This is a genomic window from Pseudomonas sp. BF-R-24 (assembly GCF_019947335.1).
GTDB classification, from domain to species: Bacteria; Pseudomonadota; Gammaproteobacteria; order Pseudomonadales; family Pseudomonadaceae; genus Aquipseudomonas; species Aquipseudomonas jessenii.
Genome location: NZ_JAGYGG010000001.1, coordinates 154869 through 174862, shown reverse-complemented (window position 1 = coordinate 174862; position 19994 = coordinate 154869). Strand labels below are relative to the sequence as shown.

At 61.9% G+C, this 19994-nt stretch carries 18 protein-coding genes; 7 read left to right on the top strand and 11 right to left on the bottom strand.

Annotation, left to right across the window (positions count from 1 at the left end):
* Window positions 1-63: 63 nt before the first annotated feature.
* Both KGA98_RS00880 and KGA98_RS00875 read left to right on the top strand, forming a co-directional pair.
* Window positions 64-984 carry a histone deacetylase gene (locus KGA98_RS00880; RefSeq protein WP_223500261.1) on the top strand — a complete coding sequence of 307 codons (921 nt, stop codon included), beginning with the start codon at window positions 64-66 and terminating at the stop codon, window positions 982-984.
* A gap of 283 nt (window positions 985-1267) precedes the next feature.
* Window positions 1268-2509 carry a TIGR03862 family flavoprotein gene (locus tag KGA98_RS00875; protein ID WP_223500259.1) on the top strand — a complete coding sequence of 414 codons (1242 nt, stop codon included), beginning with the start codon at window positions 1268-1270 and terminating at the stop codon, window positions 2507-2509.
* Between the two features lie 117 nt (window positions 2510-2626).
* Here KGA98_RS00875 and KGA98_RS00870 read toward each other — a convergent pair whose 3' ends face one another.
* Window positions 2627-3967 (bottom strand): DEAD/DEAH box helicase, encoded by a 1341-nt coding sequence (locus KGA98_RS00870; RefSeq protein ID WP_223473455.1) that lies wholly within the window; start codon window positions 3965-3967, stop codon window positions 2627-2629.
* Between the two features lie 65 nt (window positions 3968-4032).
* Entirely contained in the window at window positions 4033-4974 is a 942-nt protein-coding gene (gene yedA, locus KGA98_RS00865; RefSeq protein WP_223500250.1) for a drug/metabolite exporter YedA, read from the bottom strand.
* Between the two features lie 165 nt (window positions 4975-5139).
* Between yedA and KGA98_RS00860 the strand changes: the two genes are divergently transcribed.
* Window positions 5140-5592, top strand: coding sequence for an Lrp/AsnC family transcriptional regulator (locus KGA98_RS00860; RefSeq protein WP_102670812.1), 453 nt, complete (start codon window positions 5140-5142; stop codon window positions 5590-5592).
* 123 nt (window positions 5593-5715) lie between these two features.
* On the opposite strand, the gene KGA98_RS00855 is transcribed toward KGA98_RS00860, so the two are convergent.
* From KGA98_RS00855 to KGA98_RS00845, 3 genes are all read right to left on the bottom strand, one after another.
* Window positions 5716-6327, bottom strand: coding sequence for a PolC-type DNA polymerase III (locus KGA98_RS00855; protein ID WP_150755016.1), 612 nt, complete (start codon window positions 6325-6327; stop codon window positions 5716-5718).
* A 22-nt stretch (window positions 6328-6349) separates the two neighbouring features.
* On the bottom strand, window positions 6350-6829 hold the full coding sequence (locus KGA98_RS00850; protein ID WP_007990686.1) for an NYN domain-containing protein: 480 nt from the start codon (window positions 6827-6829) through the stop codon (window positions 6350-6352).
* Window positions 6830-6949: 120 nt separating this feature from the next.
* Window positions 6950-7726 (bottom strand): DUF2076 domain-containing protein, encoded by a 777-nt coding sequence (locus tag KGA98_RS00845; protein ID WP_223500248.1) that lies wholly within the window; start codon window positions 7724-7726, stop codon window positions 6950-6952.
* A 178-nt stretch (window positions 7727-7904) separates the two neighbouring features.
* Here KGA98_RS00845 and KGA98_RS00840 point away from each other — a divergent pair, with 178 nt between their 5' ends.
* Together KGA98_RS00840 and KGA98_RS00835 are read left to right on the top strand one after the other, a co-directional pair.
* Entirely contained in the window at window positions 7905-8579 is a 675-nt protein-coding gene (locus KGA98_RS00840; protein WP_057713185.1) for a YciC family protein, read from the top strand.
* A 66-nt stretch (window positions 8580-8645) separates the two neighbouring features.
* Complete coding sequence (locus KGA98_RS00835; protein ID WP_223500241.1) at window positions 8646-9725, top strand: endonuclease/exonuclease/phosphatase family protein; 1080 nt, start codon at window positions 8646-8648, stop codon at window positions 9723-9725.
* Window positions 9726-9854: 129 nt separating this feature from the next.
* Here the strand turns inward: KGA98_RS00835 and KGA98_RS00830 are convergent, their stop codons facing one another.
* The 5 genes from KGA98_RS00830 to KGA98_RS00810 all read right to left on the bottom strand — a co-directional run bounded on the left by KGA98_RS00830 (window position 9855) and on the right by KGA98_RS00810 (window position 15746).
* The gene (locus KGA98_RS00830) at window positions 9855-10688 is read right to left on the bottom strand and encodes an ABC transporter ATP-binding protein (RefSeq protein WP_223500233.1); all 834 of its coding nucleotides are present in this window, start codon (window positions 10686-10688) and stop codon (window positions 9855-9857) included.
* Window positions 10676-11479, bottom strand: a complete 804-nt coding sequence (locus tag KGA98_RS00825) for an ABC transporter permease (protein WP_007990681.1) — start codon at window positions 11477-11479, stop codon at window positions 10676-10678. The genes KGA98_RS00830 and KGA98_RS00825 overlap by 13 nt, the downstream gene beginning before the upstream one ends.
* Window positions 11480-11487: 8 nt before the next feature.
* Window positions 11488-12474, bottom strand: coding sequence for an ABC transporter substrate-binding protein (locus KGA98_RS00820; protein WP_057713182.1), 987 nt, complete (start codon window positions 12472-12474; stop codon window positions 11488-11490).
* A gap of 389 nt (window positions 12475-12863) precedes the next feature.
* Window positions 12864-14234 carry an aspartate aminotransferase family protein gene (locus KGA98_RS00815; protein ID WP_150814314.1) on the bottom strand — a complete coding sequence of 457 codons (1371 nt, stop codon included), beginning with the start codon at window positions 14232-14234 and terminating at the stop codon, window positions 12864-12866.
* A 21-nt stretch (window positions 14235-14255) separates the two neighbouring features.
* A complete protein-coding gene (locus KGA98_RS00810) occupies window positions 14256-15746 on the bottom strand; it encodes an aldehyde dehydrogenase (protein ID WP_223500231.1) in 1491 nt (496 codons plus the stop codon).
* Between the two features lie 227 nt (window positions 15747-15973).
* Between KGA98_RS00810 and KGA98_RS00805 the strand changes: the two genes are divergently transcribed.
* The gene (locus KGA98_RS00805) at window positions 15974-16894 is read left to right on the top strand and encodes a LysR family transcriptional regulator (RefSeq protein ID WP_057713179.1); all 921 of its coding nucleotides are present in this window, start codon (window positions 15974-15976) and stop codon (window positions 16892-16894) included.
* Window positions 16895-16918: 24 nt separating this feature from the next.
* Here the strand turns inward: KGA98_RS00805 and hrpB are convergent, their stop codons facing one another.
* Window positions 16919-19435, bottom strand: coding sequence for an ATP-dependent helicase HrpB (hrpB, locus tag KGA98_RS00800; protein WP_223500229.1), 2517 nt, complete (start codon window positions 19433-19435; stop codon window positions 16919-16921).
* A gap of 109 nt (window positions 19436-19544) precedes the next feature.
* Between hrpB and KGA98_RS00795 the strand changes: the two genes are divergently transcribed.
* Entirely contained in the window at window positions 19545-19964 is a 420-nt protein-coding gene (locus tag KGA98_RS00795; protein ID WP_057713177.1) for a hypothetical protein, read from the top strand.
* The last annotated feature ends 30 nt before the right edge of the window (window positions 19965-19994 follow it).

Below are 19994 nucleotides of genomic sequence, written 5' to 3'. Positions count from 1 at the left end.
ATTTCAATGTCTCCAGTCTACAACGCTGGTAGGATCCGTCTCTCATTCCTACATGAAATGACCATGCCACTGCCGCTGATTTATCACGAAGACTACAGTCCAGAGTTTCCGGCGGATCACCGCTTCCCCATGGACAAGTTCCGCCTGTTGCGCGATCACCTGGTGGCCAGCGGCCTGACCCGCGACGCCGATCTGCTGCGCCCGGACCTGTGTCCCGCAGAGATTCTCGCCCTCGCCCATGACCCTTCGTATATCGAGCGCTACATGAGTGGCGAATTATCCCGCGAAGACCAGCGCCGCCTCGGCCTGCCCTGGAACGAAGCCCTGGCCCGACGCACGGTGCGGGCGGTGGGCGGCTCGTTGCTGGCGGCCGAGCAGGCGCTGGAGCATGGTCTGGCCTGCCACCTCGCGGGCGGCACCCACCATGCGCACTACGATTACCCGGCCGGGTTCTGCATCTTCAATGACCTGGCGGTGATCAGCCATTACCTGCTGGAAAGTGGTCGGGTGAACCGCGTGCTGATCTTCGATTGCGACGTGCATCAGGGCGACGGGACTGCACGAATACTTCATAACACCCCGGAAGCGGTGACCGTTTCCCTGCACTGCGAGAAGAACTTTCCCGCACGCAAGGCCGAAAGTGATTGGGACATTCCACTGCCCAAAGGCATGGGCGATGCCGACTACCTGAAGGTGGTGGACGATGCACTCAACTACCTGCTGCCGCTCTACCAACCGGATCTGGTGCTGTATGACGCCGGGGTCGATGTGCATAAGGACGACGCCCTGGGTTATCTGAAGCTGACAGACGAAGGCGTCGCCGCCCGCGATGAAAGCGTGATGCGCCATTGCCTGGGCCGTGACATTCCGGTGGTCGGGGTAATCGGCGGCGGCTACAGCAAGGACCGCCAGGCCCTGGCCCGCCGTCACGGCATCCTCCATCACAGCGCGCAGCGCGTATGGCAGTCATCAGGTTGTCACTGAGCTGTGGATGCTTTACCCACAATGCCTGTGGAGCTGCCTGTGGATAACCTGAGTGAAAGGGACTACAGGCCATGCGGGGCTTGGGCTACAGAGCGCTGATTGTTTTTTAACCAACCTTTTATAAACAACAAAAACCAAATGTGGGAGCGGGCTTGCTCGCGAATACAGTGTGTCAGGCGCCATAGATGTCAGCTGACACTCCGCTTTCGCGAGCAAGCCCGCTCCCACATGGATTTGGGCTGGTAGAATGCCCGGCTTATCCCGCCAGACCGCAGCGCACTCCATGACTCAATCCTTACCAGCCCTCTCCCCTCACGTCGCCATCATCGGCGGCGGCCCCGCCGGTCTGATGGCGGCCGAAGTGTTGAGCCAGGCCGGGATCAAGGTCGACCTGTACGACGGTATGCCTTCAGTGGGGCGAAAATTCCTCCTGGCCGGCGTCGGCGGCATGAACATCACGCACTCCGAAGCCTACCCGGCATTTCTCTCACGCTACGCCGAACGCGCCCCGCAGATCGCACCGCTGCTGCGCGGCTTCGGCGCCGAAGCGTTGTGTCAGTGGATTCATGAACTGGGCATCGAGACCTTCGTCGGCAGCTCCGGCCGGGTATTCCCCACCGACATGAAGGCCGCGCCGCTGCTGCGCGCCTGGCTCAAACGCCTGCGCGACAGTGGCGTAGTTATCCACACCCGCCACCGCTGGCTCGGCTGGGACGAGCGTGGCGGATTGCGTATCGACAGCCCGGAAGGTGAAACAACCGTGCAAGCCGACGCCACCCTGCTCGCCCTCGGTGGCGGCAGTTGGTCGCGCCTGGGCTCGGACGGCGCGTGGATGCTGCCACTGGAGCAACGCGGCGTAGGACTGACGCCGTTGCAACCCAGTAATTGCGGCTTCGAGGTGCAGGCCTGGAGCGAATTGATGGTCAGCAAATTCGCCGGCTCGCCGCTGAAAAACATCGCCATCGGCCTTAACGATGACGTGCCTCGACTCGGCGAATGCGTGATTACCGCCACCGGGATCGAGGGCAGTCTGATCTACGCCCTGTCGGCCCCCATCCGCGAAGCGATCAACCAGCACGGCTCGGCAACCATTCATCTGGACCTGTTGCCGGGCCGGCCTGTGGATAAAGTTGCAGCGGCGTTGAGCAAACCCCGGGGATCACGCTCCATGGCCAAGCACCTGCACAGTCAGTTGGGCATCGATGGGGTCAAAGCGGCGCTATTGCGTGAACTGACCAGCGCCGACTGCTTTGCCGACATGGCCTTGCTGGCCAACGCGATCAAGGCATTGCCACTGACACTGGTGAAAACCCGTCCACTGGACGAGGCGATCAGCAGCGCTGGCGGGGTGTTGTTCGAGGCGATGGATGAGCGTTTGATGCTCAAGCAACTGCCTGGCGTGTTTTGCGCCGGGGAAATGCTCGATTGGGAAGCGCCGACCGGCGGCTATCTGCTGACCGCGTGTTTCGCCAGTGGGCGAGCGGCGGGGTTGGGGATGGTGGAGTGGTTGCGGCGCAAGGGCTGACGACCGAGGTGCGCCCTTCGCGAGCAAGCCCGCTCCCACAGGGGATTTGTGAACGACACAGATCCAGTGTGGGAGCGGGCTTGCTCGCGAAGGCGGCCTAACAGACGCAGGGGTAAATCAAGGCTTACGCTTGCGCGGCCCGGTATTGAACACCGGCACCTTGCGCACAGGCTTGATCGAAGGCTCCGCCGGCGCAACCTCACCGCTATCAACCCACCGACCCAGATTGCGTTTACCACCGCCTCCACCGGAAGCCTTGGGCTTCTTCGGTTTTTTCGGCTTCTTGACGACCTGGCCACTGGCATCGGTGTCCGGCACGCGGTGCTCGGGTTCGAAGTCCGGCTCGTTCTGCCGCTTCAAAGTCTGGCGGGTCAGCATCTCGATGGCCGACAGCAGATTCACTTCATCGGCGCAGACCAGGGAAATCGCCTCGCCGGTCGAACCCGCGCGGCCGGTACGACCGATGCGGTGGATGTAATCCTCAGCGACGATCGGCAAGTCAAAGTTGACCACCAACGGCAGGTCTTCGATGTCCAGGCCACGGGCTGCCACGTCGGTAGCGACCAGGATCTGCACTTCACTCGCCTTGAAGCGGTCCAGCGCACGCTGGCGGGTCGCCTGGGGCTTGTCGCCGTGGATGCCGTCGGCGTTGATGCCCAGGCCCTGGAGTTTCTCCACCAGCGCGTCCACGCCGTTGCGGGTCTTGGCGAACACCAGCACCTGCTTCCACTTGCCCTTGCGCATCAGGTGCACGAACAGTTCCGGCTTGCGCTTCTTGTCCACCGTCACGATCCATTGCTTGACCGTATTGGCTGCGACGTTGCGCGGGCTGACTTCGATAGTCAGCGGATCGTTGAGCATCTGCCCGGCCAGCAGGCGGATGTCATCGGAGAAGGTTGCGGAGAACAGCAACGTCTGACGTCTCGAAGGCAGCGCGCGGTAAATGTTCGCCAGTTCCTCGGAAAAGCCCAGGTCGAGCATGCGGTCGGCTTCGTCCAGCACCAGGGTCTGCAACTGGTTGAACTTCAGCGCGTTCTGGCGGAACAGGTCGAGCAAGCGGCCCGGGGTCGCCACCAACAGATCGACACCGCTGCGCAGCTTCATCATTTGCGGGTTGATGCTGACGCCGCCGTACACCGCGTAAGTACGTAGCGGCAGGTTTTCGGCGTACTGGCGCACGGCTTCGTGAACCTGTTCAGCCAGCTCGCGGGTCGGTACCAGGATCAGCGCGCGGACCGAGTTGGCGGTGACTTTCGGCCCTTCCATGGCCAGCAGTTGCAACAGCGGCAGGGCGAAACCGGCGGTCTTGCCGGTGCCGGTCTGGGCGGCGGCCATCAGGTCGCGACCGGCCAGCACCGCCGGAATGGCTTGCGCCTGAACCGGCGTCGGAGTCTGGTAGCCGAGCGTCTCGAGGGAGCGCAGCAAGGGTTCGATCAGGCCAAGGGTGGCGAAAGTCATGGGAATACCGTAGGAAAATTCAGCGCGGTTGTGCGAAACAAGAGTGCAATGGCGCGCAGTTTACCCTAATTCACACGGGATTCTGTCGGCACTACCGTCGGCACGACCTTTGTCACCGGCTGCTCCGGTACACGACGCCACTGCGGCAGGCCGATTAGCACCACGGCGCTGATGATCACCAGCATGGCCAGTGCTTCCTCGATGCCAATGGTTTCGCCGACAAACACGATCCCCAGCAACACCGCCACCGCCGGGTTGACGTAGGCATAACTGGTAGCCGCCGCCGGACGCACGTGTTTCAACAGGTACATATAGGCGTTGAAGGCGATGATCGAACCGAACACGGTCAGATACGCCAACGCGGCCCAACCTTCAATCGGTGGCACCTTTTCCAGGTGCTCACCGCTGACTGCGCTGGCAATCAGCAACACGACGCCGCCCACCAGCATTTCCACGGCGCTGGCCATCGCGCCCTGAGGCAACGGTAAGTGTTTGCTCCAAACAGAGCCAAACGCCCAGGTCGCCGCTGCAAAAATCAGCAACGCCGCACCCAATGGACTCGATTGCAGGTTGGAACCCAGGTTGAGCATGGCAATTCCGATCAAGCCGAGCACAATCCCGGCCCATTCGAGACGGGTATTACGTGCGCCCCAGAAATATCCGCACAGCAAGGTAAACAGCGGCACCGTCGCCACCGCCAAAGCCGCCACCCCGGAGGCCACGCCCGTGTGCTCGGCCACACTCACAGCGCCGTTGCCGCACGCCAGCAGCAAAATCCCGATGATCCCGGCGGCTTTCCACTGTGCCCAGGTCGGCGCCGGCGCCCCGCGCCAGCGCAGAAAGGCGTACATCAAAGTCCCGGCAATGACGAAACGGATACCGGCGAGCAACAACGGCGGCCAGTACTCCACGCCGATGCGGATCACCAGGTAGGTCGAGCCCCAAATCACATACAAGGCGAAGAAGGCAGCGATCAAGGGTAAAGGAAAGCGACGAAGGCCGGACATGGAGGCAGCTCACAGGCAAGTACAAGTGAACGGCTATTCTAGAAAGGCTAGCGCCGGAAAATAAGTTACAAAACCTGTTTAAAGCGCCGGTACACTTTTCAAAACACGGAGTTCAGCGTTATAAACCGTGTTTTCGAAAGTCGGCTATTTTCAGGAGTCACCCCGATGGATAAGTACGACCGCATGCTGCTCAGCGCCCTGCTGGAAAACGGTCGCGCGTCCTACGCGGACCTGGCGCGCAAGGTCAACCTGTCCGCCCCGGCCGTGGCCGAGCGCGTGGCCAAGCTCGAAGCCAGCGGCGTGATCACCGGCTATCAGGCAAAAGTCGACATGGCCAAGCTCGGCCTGCCGATCCAGTGCGTGATCGAACTGCGCCTGAACCAGCACGGCAACCAGAAAGCCTACGACGACCTGATCAAAATCCCGCAATTGACCGAATGCCATCGGGTGACCGGCGATCCCTGCGTGATCATGCAAGCGGCGGTGGGCTCGATGCCGGAGCTGGAAGAGCTGATCAACCGGATCGCCACGTTCGGGTTCAGCAAGACGTCGATTGTGTTGTCGAGTGCGATAGAGAAGCGGGTGCCGCTGGGGCAGTTGGAGGCGAACGGCAAATAGCTTTTCTGTAGGAGCGAGCTTGCTCGCGATGGTCGCCAACGATAACGCGGGAAACCTGACACCCCGTGTTGTTCTCGGGTTCATCGCGAGCAAGCTCGCTCCTACAGGGGATTTGCGATGTTCCTAGAAACCGCGATAGCGCTTGAGGTGTTCGCCCACTTTCGCCGCCGGCACTTTCTGCAACTTGCACAGCAAGTCATGGGACAGCTCGCGCAAGCCGTGTTTCTGGCGCAACTCTTCGGCCAGGTGCGCGGTCAGGTTGGCCGCCATCTCGGCGTCGGCCATGGCCCGGTGGGCCTTGCCGGTGTGGGGCAGGTTGGCGAACGTGGTGAGGGTGCCGAGTTTGTGGTTCGGCGCGGCGGGCATCAGGCGGCGAGCCAGCAGCAGCGAACAGGCAAAGTTCTGCAAGCGGGTGCGTTTGATTCGCCCCAGTTCGAAGTCCCAGAACTTCTGGTCGAACGCGGCGTTGTGCGCGAGCAACGGCGTGCAGCCGACGAATTCATTCACTTCGTTCATCACCTGCTCGGCCGACGGGGCGGTGCGCAGCATGGCGTTGCTGATGCCGGTGAGTTGTTCGATGAAGGCCGGGACGCGCACGCCGGCATTCATCAGGCTTTGGTAACGCTCGACGATGCGCCCCTGTTCAAGGATCACCACGGCGATTTCCGTGGCCCGGCAGCTGCTGCTCGGTGAGATCCCGGTGGTTTCAAAGTCGATGACTGCGATGCGTTCCAAACCTGGTTCAACTCCGTAAAAATCAATTCTTGAGCAGCAACGCGCCTTCGATCGGCACGTAGCGGCTGGCGGCGCGTATCAGCGAGTTGGCGGTCAGGCCCGGCACGCCGTAGGCCACTGCTTGTACGCCGTGTTTGCTGATAATGCGTTCGAGCAGCATGTCGAAATCACCGTCGCCGGAGGCCAGGACGATTTCATCGACATGATCGGCGGCATCCATGATGTCGAGGGTGATGCCCACGTCCCAATCGCCCTTGGCTGAGCCATCGCTGCGCTGGATATAGGGTTTGAGCTTCACGGTGAAACCGAGGTTGCGCAGGATCTGCTGGAACTGCTGCTGTTTGCTGTCGCCACGGTCGATGGCATAGGCGTAGGCTTCGACGATCTCGCCCTGCTTGCTGATATCAGCCCACAGTGCGGCGTAGTTGAAGTGGCAACCATAAGCCTGACGCACGGTGTAGTAGAGGTTCTGGACATCGGCGAACACTGCGATTTTTTTCACCGGCTTTCCTCAGGGCTGAATCAGGCACCAGGCCCGAAAAGTCGCCCAGTATGCCAGCCCTGAGGATTGTTCCGCGAATAATCGGCCCGGAGCGCGGTTGCGCTCCGGACGAATGGCGTATCAGACGAAGGAATCGTCGTCGCCGCCGAATAACGAGTCATCGCTGTAGTCAGCGTCGCTGAACCCGCCCTGATCGTTGCTGTAGGAGTCGTTACCGGCCATGCGCTGGTCATCGCCCCAGCCATTGTTGCCCTGGTCGTTGACCTGGGCCGGCTCTTCCTTGATGACTTCGACGACTTCCGGTTGCTGATTGTGATGGAACAGGCTGCTTATGCCTTGTGCCAGCATCACGCCACCCGCCACGCCTGCGGCGGTTTTCAGCGCACCACCGAGGAAACTGCTGCCGGCCGCTGCCGGAGCCTGTTGCTGTGGTGCATAGCCCTGCTGGGGAAAGTTCTGCGGCGGCGCGCCGAAGCTCTGCTGTGGCGGTTGCGAACCGAACGACGAGCGTCCCGGCTCGCGCCAGCCACCGCTCGAGGGTGGTGAGCTCTGGATGGGTGCAGGCTGTGGCTCACGAGAGTTGCCGCCAAAGATGCTCGACAAAAAGCCACCGCTGCTCGGCGCTGGAGCCGGGGTCGCCTGGGCCTTGGCCTGTTGCAGTTCGGCCTGCAACTGCTGGACTTGCTGGGTCAGTTGCCTGTTCTGTTCATCGAGGCTCTTGATCGCCGCCTCTTGCACCAGAATCGCCTGGGTCATGAAATAACCTGCCGCGGGCTGGCGCGTCAGGTGTTCCTTGATCCGCGCCTCGGCCTGGGCGTCGCGCGGGGCTGAGTCCGTTTCGGCCTGCTGCAGCCGGGAAAACAGTCCATCGATCAGGGTTTGTTCTTCGCTGTTCATGGCGACCTCGTAGATTGCCGGGAAAATCGTTGCCTTTATCCAATGAGGATAAGGTGCCCGACCTTAATGGAGGCTGAAACAAGATGTTTCAATGACATTTACCGAACGTTTACGTTTGCGTCTACGAGCGCTTGATCGGTTAAAGTGAGCCACTGCTTCCAACCTGCGATACCCACTGATGAATCCGTTAGATGTCCTGCGTGACTCGCTGTATTTCTTCAAGCGCAATCTGGGCCAGATCGTGCAGCTGTGCCTGCCGCTGGTGATGCTTGAGGCGCTGCTGCAACAAGTGGTCGACCACTCCACCGAGCCGGACAGTTTCCCCGGCATCAGCGTGATAGTCGGCTTGCTGGTGTACCCGCTGTACACCGCCGCGCTGATTCTGTTTCTCGACGCCCGCAGCCGCGGCGAGTCGCCGCGCAACCGCGACCTGCTGGCGATGGCGGCGAGCCTGTGGCCGCGCTTCGCCCTGCTGACCGCGCTCAATACCGTGCTGATTCTGCTGGGCCTGTCGCTGTACTTCCTGCCGGGTATCTACCTGATGGTGACCCTGGCGTTTGGCGAATACCTGCTGGTGTTGCGCGGCCTGGCGCCACTGGCGGCCATGAAGGAAAGCCTGCGCATGACCCAAGGGCATTTCTTGCGCATCCTGCTGTGCATTCTGTGTGTGATGGGGCCGTTGTGGCTGCTCAAAGGCGTGACGCTGGCAGCGTACCCCGAACCTCAGAACCCGGTGGTATCCATGCTGATCGACAGCGCCCACAGTTTCCTGCAGCTGTTTACCAGCGTGGTGCTGTTCCGACTGTTCATGCTGATCAACCCGTTGCCTGAAAGAAATGACAACTCGCTCTGACCTTAGGCGCGACCCTCGCTCTCGGGTATGCTCGGGAACAATCCTGTAACGCTAATAAGCCGAGCCATGACCCGTCTACTGCGCTACATCCTGCCGGGCCTGCTGATCGTGATCGGCCTGATCGCCGCGATGATCTACAGCCTGACCTGGCGCCCCGACGCCAAAGAATTGTTGCCCGTCAGTTGCAGTGCCCAGGCCCCCTCCCTGGTCCCCGGGCAGGCGTTGAAGGTGATGACCTGGAACGTCCAGTACCTGGCCGGCAAGCGCTACGTATTCTGGAATGACCTGGCCGCGGGCACCGACGAACGCCCCACAGCGGAAGACATGGCTTTCAGCCTTGACGAAGTGGCGCGGGTGATTCGCGACGAACAACCGGACATCGTGCTGTTGCAGGAACTGGACGACGGCGCCAAGGCCAGCGATTACCAGCACCAGTTCAAGCTGCTGCAAGAGCGGCTCGCAGACTTGTATCCGTGTGGCACCAGCGCGTTCGACTGGAAGGCCGACTTCGTGCCGAATCCGCACATCTTCGGCAGTGTCGGCCGGCAACTGGCAACCCTGAGCCGTTACCGGATCGAACATGCCGAACGACTGCAACTGCCAGTCGCCTCGGGCAATCCGGTCAGCCGCCAATTCAAACCCAGAGACGCTTTGCTGGTGAGCTACCTGCCATTGAGTGATGGCGGGCAAATAGCGGTGCTCAATACCCATCTGGAGCGCGCCGATCGAGCCGACAACACCTTGCAAAACCAGGTGAACGCCGTGGCCACGGCCCTCGATAAACTCGAAAGCCGTGGCACGCCGTGGTTGATCGGTGGAGATTTCAACCTGTTGCCGCTGGGCCAGTATCGGCGCCTGCCCGATGCACAACGCGCGCCCTACTCCGCCGACAGCGTGTTGCACCTGCTGTGGGACAAGTACCCGATGATCCCGACCAACAACGAAGCCAGTGGTATCGACCGCGAGCGCTGGCTGACCCACTACCCGAACGATCCCGGACTGAACGGCCCGGACCGGACCGTCGACTACCTGTTCTACAGTCCGCGGATCAAACGGGTGGAGGCGATGGTGCGGCAGGACGATACATTGCGCATCTCCGATCACCTGCCGGTGATTGCGCGGTTTCTGTTGCCGGTTGCGCCCTGATTCCGAGTCAACACAAAACCTGTGGGAGCGGGCTTGCTCGCGAAGAGGCCAGTACATCCAACATCAATGTTGTCTGATACACCGCTTTCGCGAGCAAGCCCGCTCCCACAAGGTCTGTGCAAACCTGACTTAATGCACCTCCTCCAGATCATCATGCAGCAGCCCGAAGATCTCGCGCTTCATCTCGATGAACGAGCGCTCCATGACCATGTCCAGGTTGCGTGGACGCTCGATCGGCACATCCAGAATCTGCTTGATCCGCCCCGGCCTGGCACCCATCACATACACCCGGTCGCCCAGCAGAATCGCCTCGTCGATGTCGTGGGTCACGAACAACACAGTCTTTTTGCTGTTGCCCCACACCCGCAGCAACAGCTGCTGCATTTGCAGGCGCGTCTGGCTGTCGAGAGCGCCGAAGGGTTCGTCCATCAGCAGGATCTGCGGGTCATTGGCCAGTGCGCGGGCAATGGCGACACGTTGCATCATCCCGCCGGACAACTGCTTGGCGTAGTTGTCGGCAAAGCCGCTCAGGCCCACTTCATTGACGTAGTAGTCGACGATGTCCTTGCGTTGCGCCGCCGGCATGCCACGCCGCTTGAGGCCGAACTCGACGTTCTGGCGCACCGTCAGCCACGGGAACAGCGTGTAGCTCTGGAACACCATGCCGCGGTCCGCGCCGGGGCCTTCGACCTGCTGGCCGCCAACGTAAATCTCGCCCGAGGTCGGCTCGGCCAGGCCGGCGGTGAGATACAGCAGGCTTGACTTGCCGCAACCGGAAGGCCCCACCAGTACGGCAAATTGCTGGTCCGGCACTTCGAACGACACTTCCTCCAACGCGGTAAAGGTACCGCCATCGGGTTTCTTGTAACTCAGGCTGACCTTGTCCACCTTCAGCCGTGGCGCGTTCACCGGGGCGGCCTGGGGGGCGACAAAACGATGAGGGGCGGCGGTTACTGAGCCCATGCGGTGATCCTCAGACGAAGGAAACGGAACAGTTGATCGGTGACCAGGCCCAGCAGGCCGATGATCGCGATGGCGAGGAAAATCACATCCACCTGGAAGCCACGCATGGCCTTGAGGCTCAGGTAACCCAGGCCACTGGAAGCGGCGACCAGTTCAGCCACCACCAGGTAAGTCCAGGCCCAGCCCATGGTCACCCGCAGGGTGTCGAGCACGCCCGGCAAGGACGCCGGGGCAATCACATGCAGCACCGCGTCACGACGGTTAGAGCCAAGGGTGTAGGAGGCGTTGATCAGGTCCTTGGAGATGCCTTTGGACACGTCCGCGATCATCACCAGTTGCTGGAAGAACACGCCGAAAATGATCACCGACACCCGCTGCTCCAGACCGATGCCGATCCACAGGATGAACAGCGGCACGAACGAGGTCACCGGCAGGTAGCGAATGAAATTCACCAGCGGCTCAAGGAAGGCCTGGACGATGCGAAAGCTGCCCATCAACAAGCCCAGGGGCACCGCCACCAGGGACGACACGATGAAGCCGACCATCACCACTTCGACACTGGCCCACACATGTTGGCCAAGGGTGCCGTCGCGGCCTAACCGCACGGCGGCCTCGACCACCGCGCCCGGCGTCGGCAGGAACATGCCCGGCACCACGCCGCCGTAGGACAACCCGGCCCACAGGCCGACCAACAGCACCCAGGCCAGGCCGCTCGCGCTCCAGATCACCGAGACCGGCAATCCGGTCTTGGGCGTGATGCAGCGGCTCAGCCATGAATTGCGCTTGAACATGCAGCCTCCTAGAGCGGGGTGACGAAACGGTTGTCGATCAGGTCATCATTGCTGACGTTGTAGGGCTTGCCCTGCAGCTCACTGGCGGTCTCGTTGGCCAGTTTGATCAGCGGTGCGCTGTCACCCGGTTTACCCGGCGAGCCCAGCAGTTTTTCGCTCATGGCCTGATCGTAGAAACGCACGCCCTGTGCGGCCGCTTCCATTTCCTTCGGATCGGCCAGGTAACCGCCGACACCCTTGGCCATGATTTTGTACGCTTCCTGTGGATGATCCTTGGTGTACTGCACAGCTTTGTACAAACCGGCCACCAGGGCCTTGACGTCTTCCGGCTGTTTTTCGATCACGCTGCAGTTCAGTGCGACCACATCGACGATCACCCCCGGTGTGCTGCTGCTGTCGATCAGCACCTTGCCCTGCTTCTTGTCGCGAACCATCGACAGGTGCGGCTCCCAGGTCACGGCGGCCGGTACGCGACCGGCGATGAACGCGGTGGCGGCGTCGTCGGCCGTCATGTTCTGCACGGTGATGTCGCTCATGCTCATGCCGTGTTTTTTCAGCAGATAGGACAACCAGAACTGCGAGGTCGAACCTTCGTTGACCGCAACGGCCTTGCCCTTGAGTTCCTGCAGGCTCTTGACGTCCTTGCCCACCAGCACGCCGTCGCCACCATGGCTGTCGTCCAGCGCGGCCACGGCCTTGAAGCAGAATTGCGGACGGTACTTGAGCACCTCGTCGATGGTCGACGCCGAGCCGGACAACTCGCCGGAAGCTTGTGCGGCCATGTACATCGCCGCTTCCTCGACCACCGGCAATTCGACGGTCAAACCGTTTTCCTTGAAGTAGCCAAGGTCCTTGGCCAGGTACAGGGTGCCGTAGCCGACCCAGGTGGTATGACCGATGGACAGGGTGCCGGCCTGGGCGCTGGTGGCGACCGTCGCGGCGATGGCGGTGACCGCCAATGGATGGGCAACGCGGGTAAGCAAGGACTTGATCATGGAGCACTCCCAAAGCTGTTGATTTAGTTTTGTCATGGGCAGTACGGCGAGCCCTGAATCGGCTGCAACCTGTGGTCTCTCGGGGACCCTTCGGCGGGCAGCATTCGGTGGGCTGGCGAGATCGATGTTGGCCCAAGGGCGGGATTAGGAAAATGAGGAAATATGTGGATGCGAACGATGAAAAAACTCGTTAGTGCGCACCGCGAAAGAGCGCTGTGGGCGGGGATGCCCGAGGTGGGTGCAAGAGGTGAAGAATGTGTTGAATGGGCCATCGCATTCGCGAGCAAGCCCGCTCCCACAGGTTATGTGTAGTACCCAAAACTTGCGGCAGACACAAATCCTGTGGGAGCGGGCTTGCTCGCGAAGAGGCCCGAGAGAACGCTACAAGATCAAATCCGGCCGTACTCCTGCGCCGTACGATCCACCGCTTTCAGGGTCTTGCCGATCAGCTCATCAATCTCCTCACGGCTGGCAATCAACGCCGGTGCCATGATCATCCGGCCTAAGGTCGAGCGAATGATCACGCCCTCTTCAAAACCGATCGTACGGCAGCGCCACGCAATGTCGTTCTCATTGGCAAAACGCTTGCGGCTGGTTTTGTCTTCGGCCAGTTGCAGCGCCGCAACCATGCCGGTGCCCTGGATGTCACCCACCAGCGGGTGCTTGCCGAACACTTCGCGCAGGCACTGTTGCAGGTACGGGCCGATGTCGTCCTTGACCCGCGTCACCACGCCTTCATCGCGCAGGGCCTTGAGGTTGGCAATCGCCACCGCCGCCGCCACCGGGTGCCCGGAATAGGTCAGGCCATGGGCAAACACACCGCCCTGCTCCACCAGCACCGAGGCCATTTTCTTCGACAGGATCAAGCCCCCCATGGGGATGTAGCCCGAGGTCAGGCCCTTGGCGATGGACAGGGTGTCCGGCTCGAACCCGAAGTACTCGTGGGCGAACCATTCGCCGGTGCGACCGAAGCCACCGATCACCTCATCGGCGCACAGCAGCACATCGTACTTGCGGCAGATGCGCTGGATTTCCGGCCAGTAGCTTTCCGGCGGGAAGATCATGCCGCCGGCGCCCTGGAACGGTTCGGCGATAAAGCCCGCGACCTTGTCAGCCCCCAGTTCGAGGATCTTCGCTTCCAGTTGCTGCGCCGCGCGCAGACCAAATTCGGCCGGGGTCAGGTTGCCTTCGTGGGCGAAGAAGTACGGCTCGTCGATGTGCTCGATGTCCGGAATCATGCCGCCCATTTCGTGCATGAACTTCATGCCGCCCAGCGCCGTCGCGGCCAGGGTCGAACCGTGGTAACCGTTCCAGCGGCCGATCATGATTTTCTTCTCGGGCTTGCCGAGCACCTGCCAGTAACGACGCACCGTGCGGATCAACACCTCGTTGGCTTCAGAGCCGGAGTTGGTGTAGATCGCGTGGCTGTAGTGAGCCGGCAGCAAGCTGAACAGCAGTTCGGACAGCTCGATCACCTGCGGGTGGGTGGTGTGGAAAAACATGTTGTAGTACGGCAGCTGTTCCAGCTGCCGGCTTGCCGCGGCGGCCAGGTCCTTGCGCCCGTAACCGAGGTTGGTGCACCACAACCCGGACATGCCGTCGAGGTAACGTCGGCCATCGTTGTCCCACAGGTGCAGGCGCTCGCCACGGACCATCACCCGTGGCCCCTCATCGTTGAGGGCTTTCTGATCGACGAACGCATGGATGTGGTGCGCAGCGTCGGCGGCCTGGTAGTCGCGGGTATCACGTGGTGTGGTCATCGCCAGTTCTCCGTTTTGTTATCAGCGCAATTGAAACCAGGTGGTCTTCAACTGGGTGTATTTATCGAATGAATGCAGGGACAGATCGCGGCCGAAACCCGACTGCTTGCCACCGCCAAAAGGCACGGTCACGTCCAGCGCATCGACGCTGTTGACCGACACCGTACCGGCGCGCAATTGTCGCGCCACACGGTGAGCGCGGTTGAAGTCGTCGGTCCACAGCGAAGCCGCCAGACCGTAGACGCTGTCGTTGGCCAGTTGCAAGGCGTGGGCTTCATCGTCGAATGCCGTGACGGCCAGAACCGGGCCGAACACTTCATCGCGAAACAGCGGCATGTCCGGCGTCACGCCGGTGAAAATCGTCGGCTGGATGAAGTTGTCCGAGCCGTTGAAGATCGACTGCCGACCGCCACAGATCCTGGTCGCGCCTTGCTGTTCGGCCTGTTGGATGAACTTCATGATGCGTGCGGTCTGACGGCTGTCGACGATGGCCCCGGCGGCGCTCGACGGGTCCAGCGGATCACCCGGCAACCAGCGTTCAGCCTGGGCTTTGAGGCGCTCGACAAACTCGTCATGGATCGAGCGCTGCACCAGCAACCGCGAGTTGGCCGAGCAGACTTCGCCCTGATTGAAGAAGATACCGAACGCGGCTTTCTCGGCCGCCAGGTCCAGATCCTGACAATCGGCAAACACCAGGTTGGCGCTCTTGCCGCCGCACTCAAGCCACACCTGCTTGAGGTTCGACTGGGCCGAGTACTGCATGAAATATTTGCCGACCTCGGTGGAGCCGGTGAACACCAGGCAATCGACATCCGGGTGCAGACCGAGGGCCTTGCCGGTCTGCTCGCCGAGCCCCGGCAGCACGTTCAGCACACCCGCAGGTACACCGGCTTCCAGCGCCAGCTCAGCCAGGCGCAGGGCGGAAAACGGCGACTGTTCGGCCGGCTTGAGGATCACCGAGTTACCGGCGGCCAGGGCTGGGGCGAGTTTCCACGCCGCCATATCCAGAGGGAAATTCCACGGCACCACCGCAGCCACCACGCCCAGGGCTTCGCGAGTAATGGTTGCCAGCACGTTCTGCGCACTCGGCGCGACCTGATCGTAGAGTTTGTCGAGGCTTTCGGCGTACCAGCGGAACACTCCCGCGGCACCCGGCACGTCGATGTTGTAGGCATCGGCGACGGGCTTGCCCATGTTCAGCGAGTCGAGCAGTGCCAGTTCCTCACGGTTTTCGAGGATCAAATCGGCCAGGCGCAACAGCACTTGCTTGCGTTCGGTCGGTGAGCGCGCAGCCCAGGTGCCTGCCTCGAAAACCTGCCGCGCATTGTGTACCGCCGAGTTCACGTCTTCTTCGCCGCAGGCGGCAACGTTGGCCAGGCATTGGCCGGTGGCGGGGTTGATCGCGGCGAAAGTCTGCCCCGACTGCGCCGGGCGGCGCTGGCCGTCGATCACGGCCTGGTCGGGAAACCGCAGGGAAGCGGCCTTGCGTTGCCAATACTCAAGCTCGAACACGTTCAGATGCTCCAGAGGACATTCTTGTGTATTGGATAGTCGCTCAGGCCCAAGCGGTGGAAAACCAGTAAAAATGTGTTCGCAGGCCAAGAAAAAACTACGTAGCCAATCTCCCTTCTGGCGCAGCATGTGGTTATTGTTCAACCACAACAAATCGCTACCCGAGCGGATAGGGGTGGCGCGCAAATTGCCAGGATGCCTGATCCGTTCTCCCCCCGAGGTTCGCTGTGGCTGCCTACAATCTGCGTCAACTGAAATACTTCATCACCACCGTCGAGTGCGGCAGCGTGGCCGAGGCCTCGCGCAAGCTGTACATCGCCCAGCCCTCGATCTCCACGGCCATCAAAGGGCTGGAAGACAGCTTCGGCGTGCAGCTGCTGATTCGTCACCATGCACAGGGCGTGTCATTGACCCCCAGTGGTGCACGCTTCTACCGCAAGGCCCAGGAACTGCTGCGCATGGCCAAGGAGTTCGAACAGAACGCCCTGGCCGACAACGATGTGGTCTCCGGGCAGATCGATATCGGCTGCTTCGAAACCGTCGCGCCGCTGTACCTGCCGCAATTGATCGCCGGATTTTCGGCGTTGTACCCGGGGGTGGAAATCCGCATCCGCGACGGCGAGCAACAAGAGCTGGTGCAGGGCCTGACCTCCGGCGCTTTCGACCTGGCGATCCTTTACGAGCACGATCTGGACGGCACCATCGAGACCGAACCGCTGATGCCGGCGCAACGACCTTACGCGCTGCTGCCAGCCGATCACCGTTTTGCCCAGCAGGCACAGGTGTCGCTGCGGGACCTGTGCCTGGAGCCAATGATTCTTCTGGACGTGCAGCCGAGTCGGACCTACTTCGTCAGCCTGTTCGATGAGCTGGGCCTGACGCCACGCATCGCCTTCAGCTCGCCTTCGATCGAGATGGTGCGGGGCATGGTTGGCCAAGGGTTCGGGTTCTCGATCCTGGTGACCAAACCGCATTCGGAGTGCACCTACGACGGGCAGAAAGTGGTGTGCGTGGACATCGCTGAAGACGTCACCGGTTCAGGGCTCGTGGCGGCATGGCTCAAGCGTGGGCAACTGACCAAACCGGCGCAGTTGTTTGCGGACTACTGCCGCGAACAGCTCACCGCCAAATCCGAAAGATCGCAGTAATTTCTGTGAGTCCGGTGTTAACCGTTATTTACGGGGTTTGATCCGCGCAGTCGCCTCGGCCACCAGCGGATCATCCGGCCAGTAATGCTTCGGATAGCGCCCCTTCAAATCCTTCTTCACTTCGGCGTAGGTGCTGCGCCAGAAGTTGGCCAGGTCCTGAGTCACCTGCACCGGCCTCCGCGCCGGGGACAACAGATGCAGTTTGACCACCTGCCGCCCCCCGGCAATGCGCGGGGTCTCGGCCAGTCCGAACAGTTCCTGCAAGCGCACCGCGAGAATCGGCGGCTGTTCGCTGTAATCCAGACGAATCGACGAGCCTGACGGCACGCTCAAATGATGGGGCGCCAGCTCGTCCAAGCGTTGTGGCAGCGGCCACGGCAGCAGGTTGTGGACGATGCTCGACAGGTCGAGATTGGCGAAGTGGCTGAGTCGCGAGACTTTGCCCAGATACGGCATCAACCAGTGTTCAAGACTTTTGAGCAACGCTGCGTCGCTGACATCCGGCCATTCGCTTTCGCCCTTGCTGGCCAAGTCCAGTTGCCGCAACAAGGCGACCCGCGCCTGCCACTGACGCAACTCCGGGGTCCACGGCAACAGCTCCAGCCCTTTGCGCCGCACCAGGTTGACCAGCGCCTGGCTGCGGGCGGTTTCATCGAGACCGGTCAGCGGTTCACGACTGAGGATCAGCTCACCAACCTTGCGCTGACGCTCGGCCCGCAGTACGCCTTCACGTTCATCCCAATCCAGTTGATCGACGCAGCGAACCTGCTCGGCCAGCACTGAATCGAAGAGTGCCGGATCGAAGTCCGTCGCCAGATAAATCCGCTCCTCACGCTGGCCCTGGCGACTGCCCAGATCGGCGATCACCAGCCACGGCTGCTTCATCAGGCTATCGGCCTCGGCGAACAGTGCGGCACGTCCGTTGGCCAAGCGATACTCCGCACCACCGGCGCGCCGTTGCTGAGCGACCCGGTCGGGATAGGCCAGCGCCAGCAACGCGCCGAGCCAGCGCGGGTGATCCGGATCGATGACCGGCTCCGCTGCTTTGCCCCGTAGGTAACCACGATACTGCCGCGCCAATTGCCGTGCGCGCTGCACCCCACCCTGGGCAGCCCGTGCGGCGCGTTCTTCGCCAGACAGCAATACCAGTCGGCTGTGCAAATCCGCCCCGGCGCCGCGCAAAATATCGCGCTCGCCGAGCAGTGCCGCGACGTCGCAGGCCATGTCCGCCAGGCCCAGCGCCTGGCCGCGCAACAGCAAATGCGCGATGCGCGGATGCGCCGGCAGTTCGGCCATGGCCTGACCGTGACGGGTCAGCGCGTCACCCTGCAGAGCGCCCAAGCGTTCGAGCAAGTCCTGGGCCTGTGCATACGCGGCGGCGGGCGGCACGTCGAGCCACACCAGTTGCCCGGGCGTCACACCCCAGCGACCCAGTTGCAAGGCCAGCCCGGCGAGGTCCGCCGAAAGGATTTCCGCACTGCCATAGGCCGCCAGTTGCTCGTGCTGATCCTGGGACCACAAGCGATAACACACGCCCGGCTCCAGGCGCCCGGCCCGGCCCGCGCGCTGGGTGGCGCTGGCCTTGGAAATGCGCTGGGTGTCGAGACGGGTCATGCCGCTGCCGGGGTCGAAGCGCGGCACCCGCGCCAAGCCGGCATCGATCACCACGCGCACGCCATTGATGGTCAGGCTGGTTTCGGCGATGTTGGTGGCCAGCACCACTTTGCGCTTGCCCGTCGGTGCCGGATCGATAGCTGCCCGTTGCGCGGCGAGGTCCAGTTCACCGTGCAATGGGCACAGTAGAACCTGAGTGTTTTCGCCCAAGGCATCGGCCAGTTGCTGATGCACGCGTCGGATTTCCGCCTGCCCCGGCAGGAACACCAACACACTGCCGGTTTCGTCGTTCAAGGCTTCAAGAATGGTCTGCACCAGACGCGGCTCGATGAATTCACCGGACTGGAACGGTCGGCCCCAGCGCATCGCCACCGGGAACATGCGCCCTTCGCTGCGCAGGATCGGTGCGTCGTCGAGCAACCCGGCCAAGCGTTCGCCTTCCAGCGTGGCGGACATCAAGAGGATTTTCAGCGGCTGATCGTCACGGAACAGTTCCCGGCCATTGAGGCTCAGGGCCAGCGCCAGATCCGCGTCGAGGCTGCGTTCGTGAAATTCGTCGAAGATCAGCAGGCCCACGCCCTCAAGCGCCGGGTCGTCCTGCAAACGCCGGGTGAGGATGCCTTCGGTGACCACTTCAATGCGGGTGTTGGGACCGACCTTGCTGTCGAGCCGAATGCGATAGCCTACGGTTTCGCCGACCTTCTCCCCCAGCTCACTGGCCAGCCGTTCAGCCGCTGCGCGCGCGGCCAACCGGCGGGGTTCGAGCATCAGGATGGTCTGGCCGGCCAGCCACGGTTCGTTTAGCAAGGCCAAAGGCACGCGGGTGGTTTTACCGGCGCCGGGCGGCGCTTCGAGCACGGCTTCGTGGCGTGTAGCGAGGGCTTCACGCAGGGCGGGTAAAACTTCATCGATCGGCAAAGAAATCATGCTGGCTCCCAAACAGAGCGGCGAGTATAACGGCGAACTGCAAGGCGTTCGTCAGGGTCTTAATTCATACCGACGACGTTTCGTTTCGAGATTACCCAGGAGATTTCATATGCGTGCTCCCTTTCGCCTGATTGGCGGTGTTCTGGTCGCAACCTTGCTGACTCAAGTGACCGCCTGCGGTTCGATCTTCTACCCGGATCGCCGTGGCCAGATCGAAGGCAAGATCGACCCGGCCATCGCCGCGCTCGACGCCGTGGGCCTGCTGTTCTACATCATTCCCGGCCTGATTGCGTTTGCCGTGGACTTCGCCACCGGCGCGATTTACTACGCGCCGGGAGAGACCGCACAAGTTGCACCGGAAAAACTCAAGGAAGCCATCGGCGCCGACGGCAAAGTCGATAACCGCAAGTTGCAGACTATTCTGGAAAGCGAACTGGGTCGCAGCTTCCCGCTGGACGATCCACGCCTGATCCAGAGCAAAGGCAACGCCCAGCAACTGGCGATGTTCGGCCTGCAACCCGCCGCGTAAATCCCTACGCGCGAAAGGACTCTTCAAGGA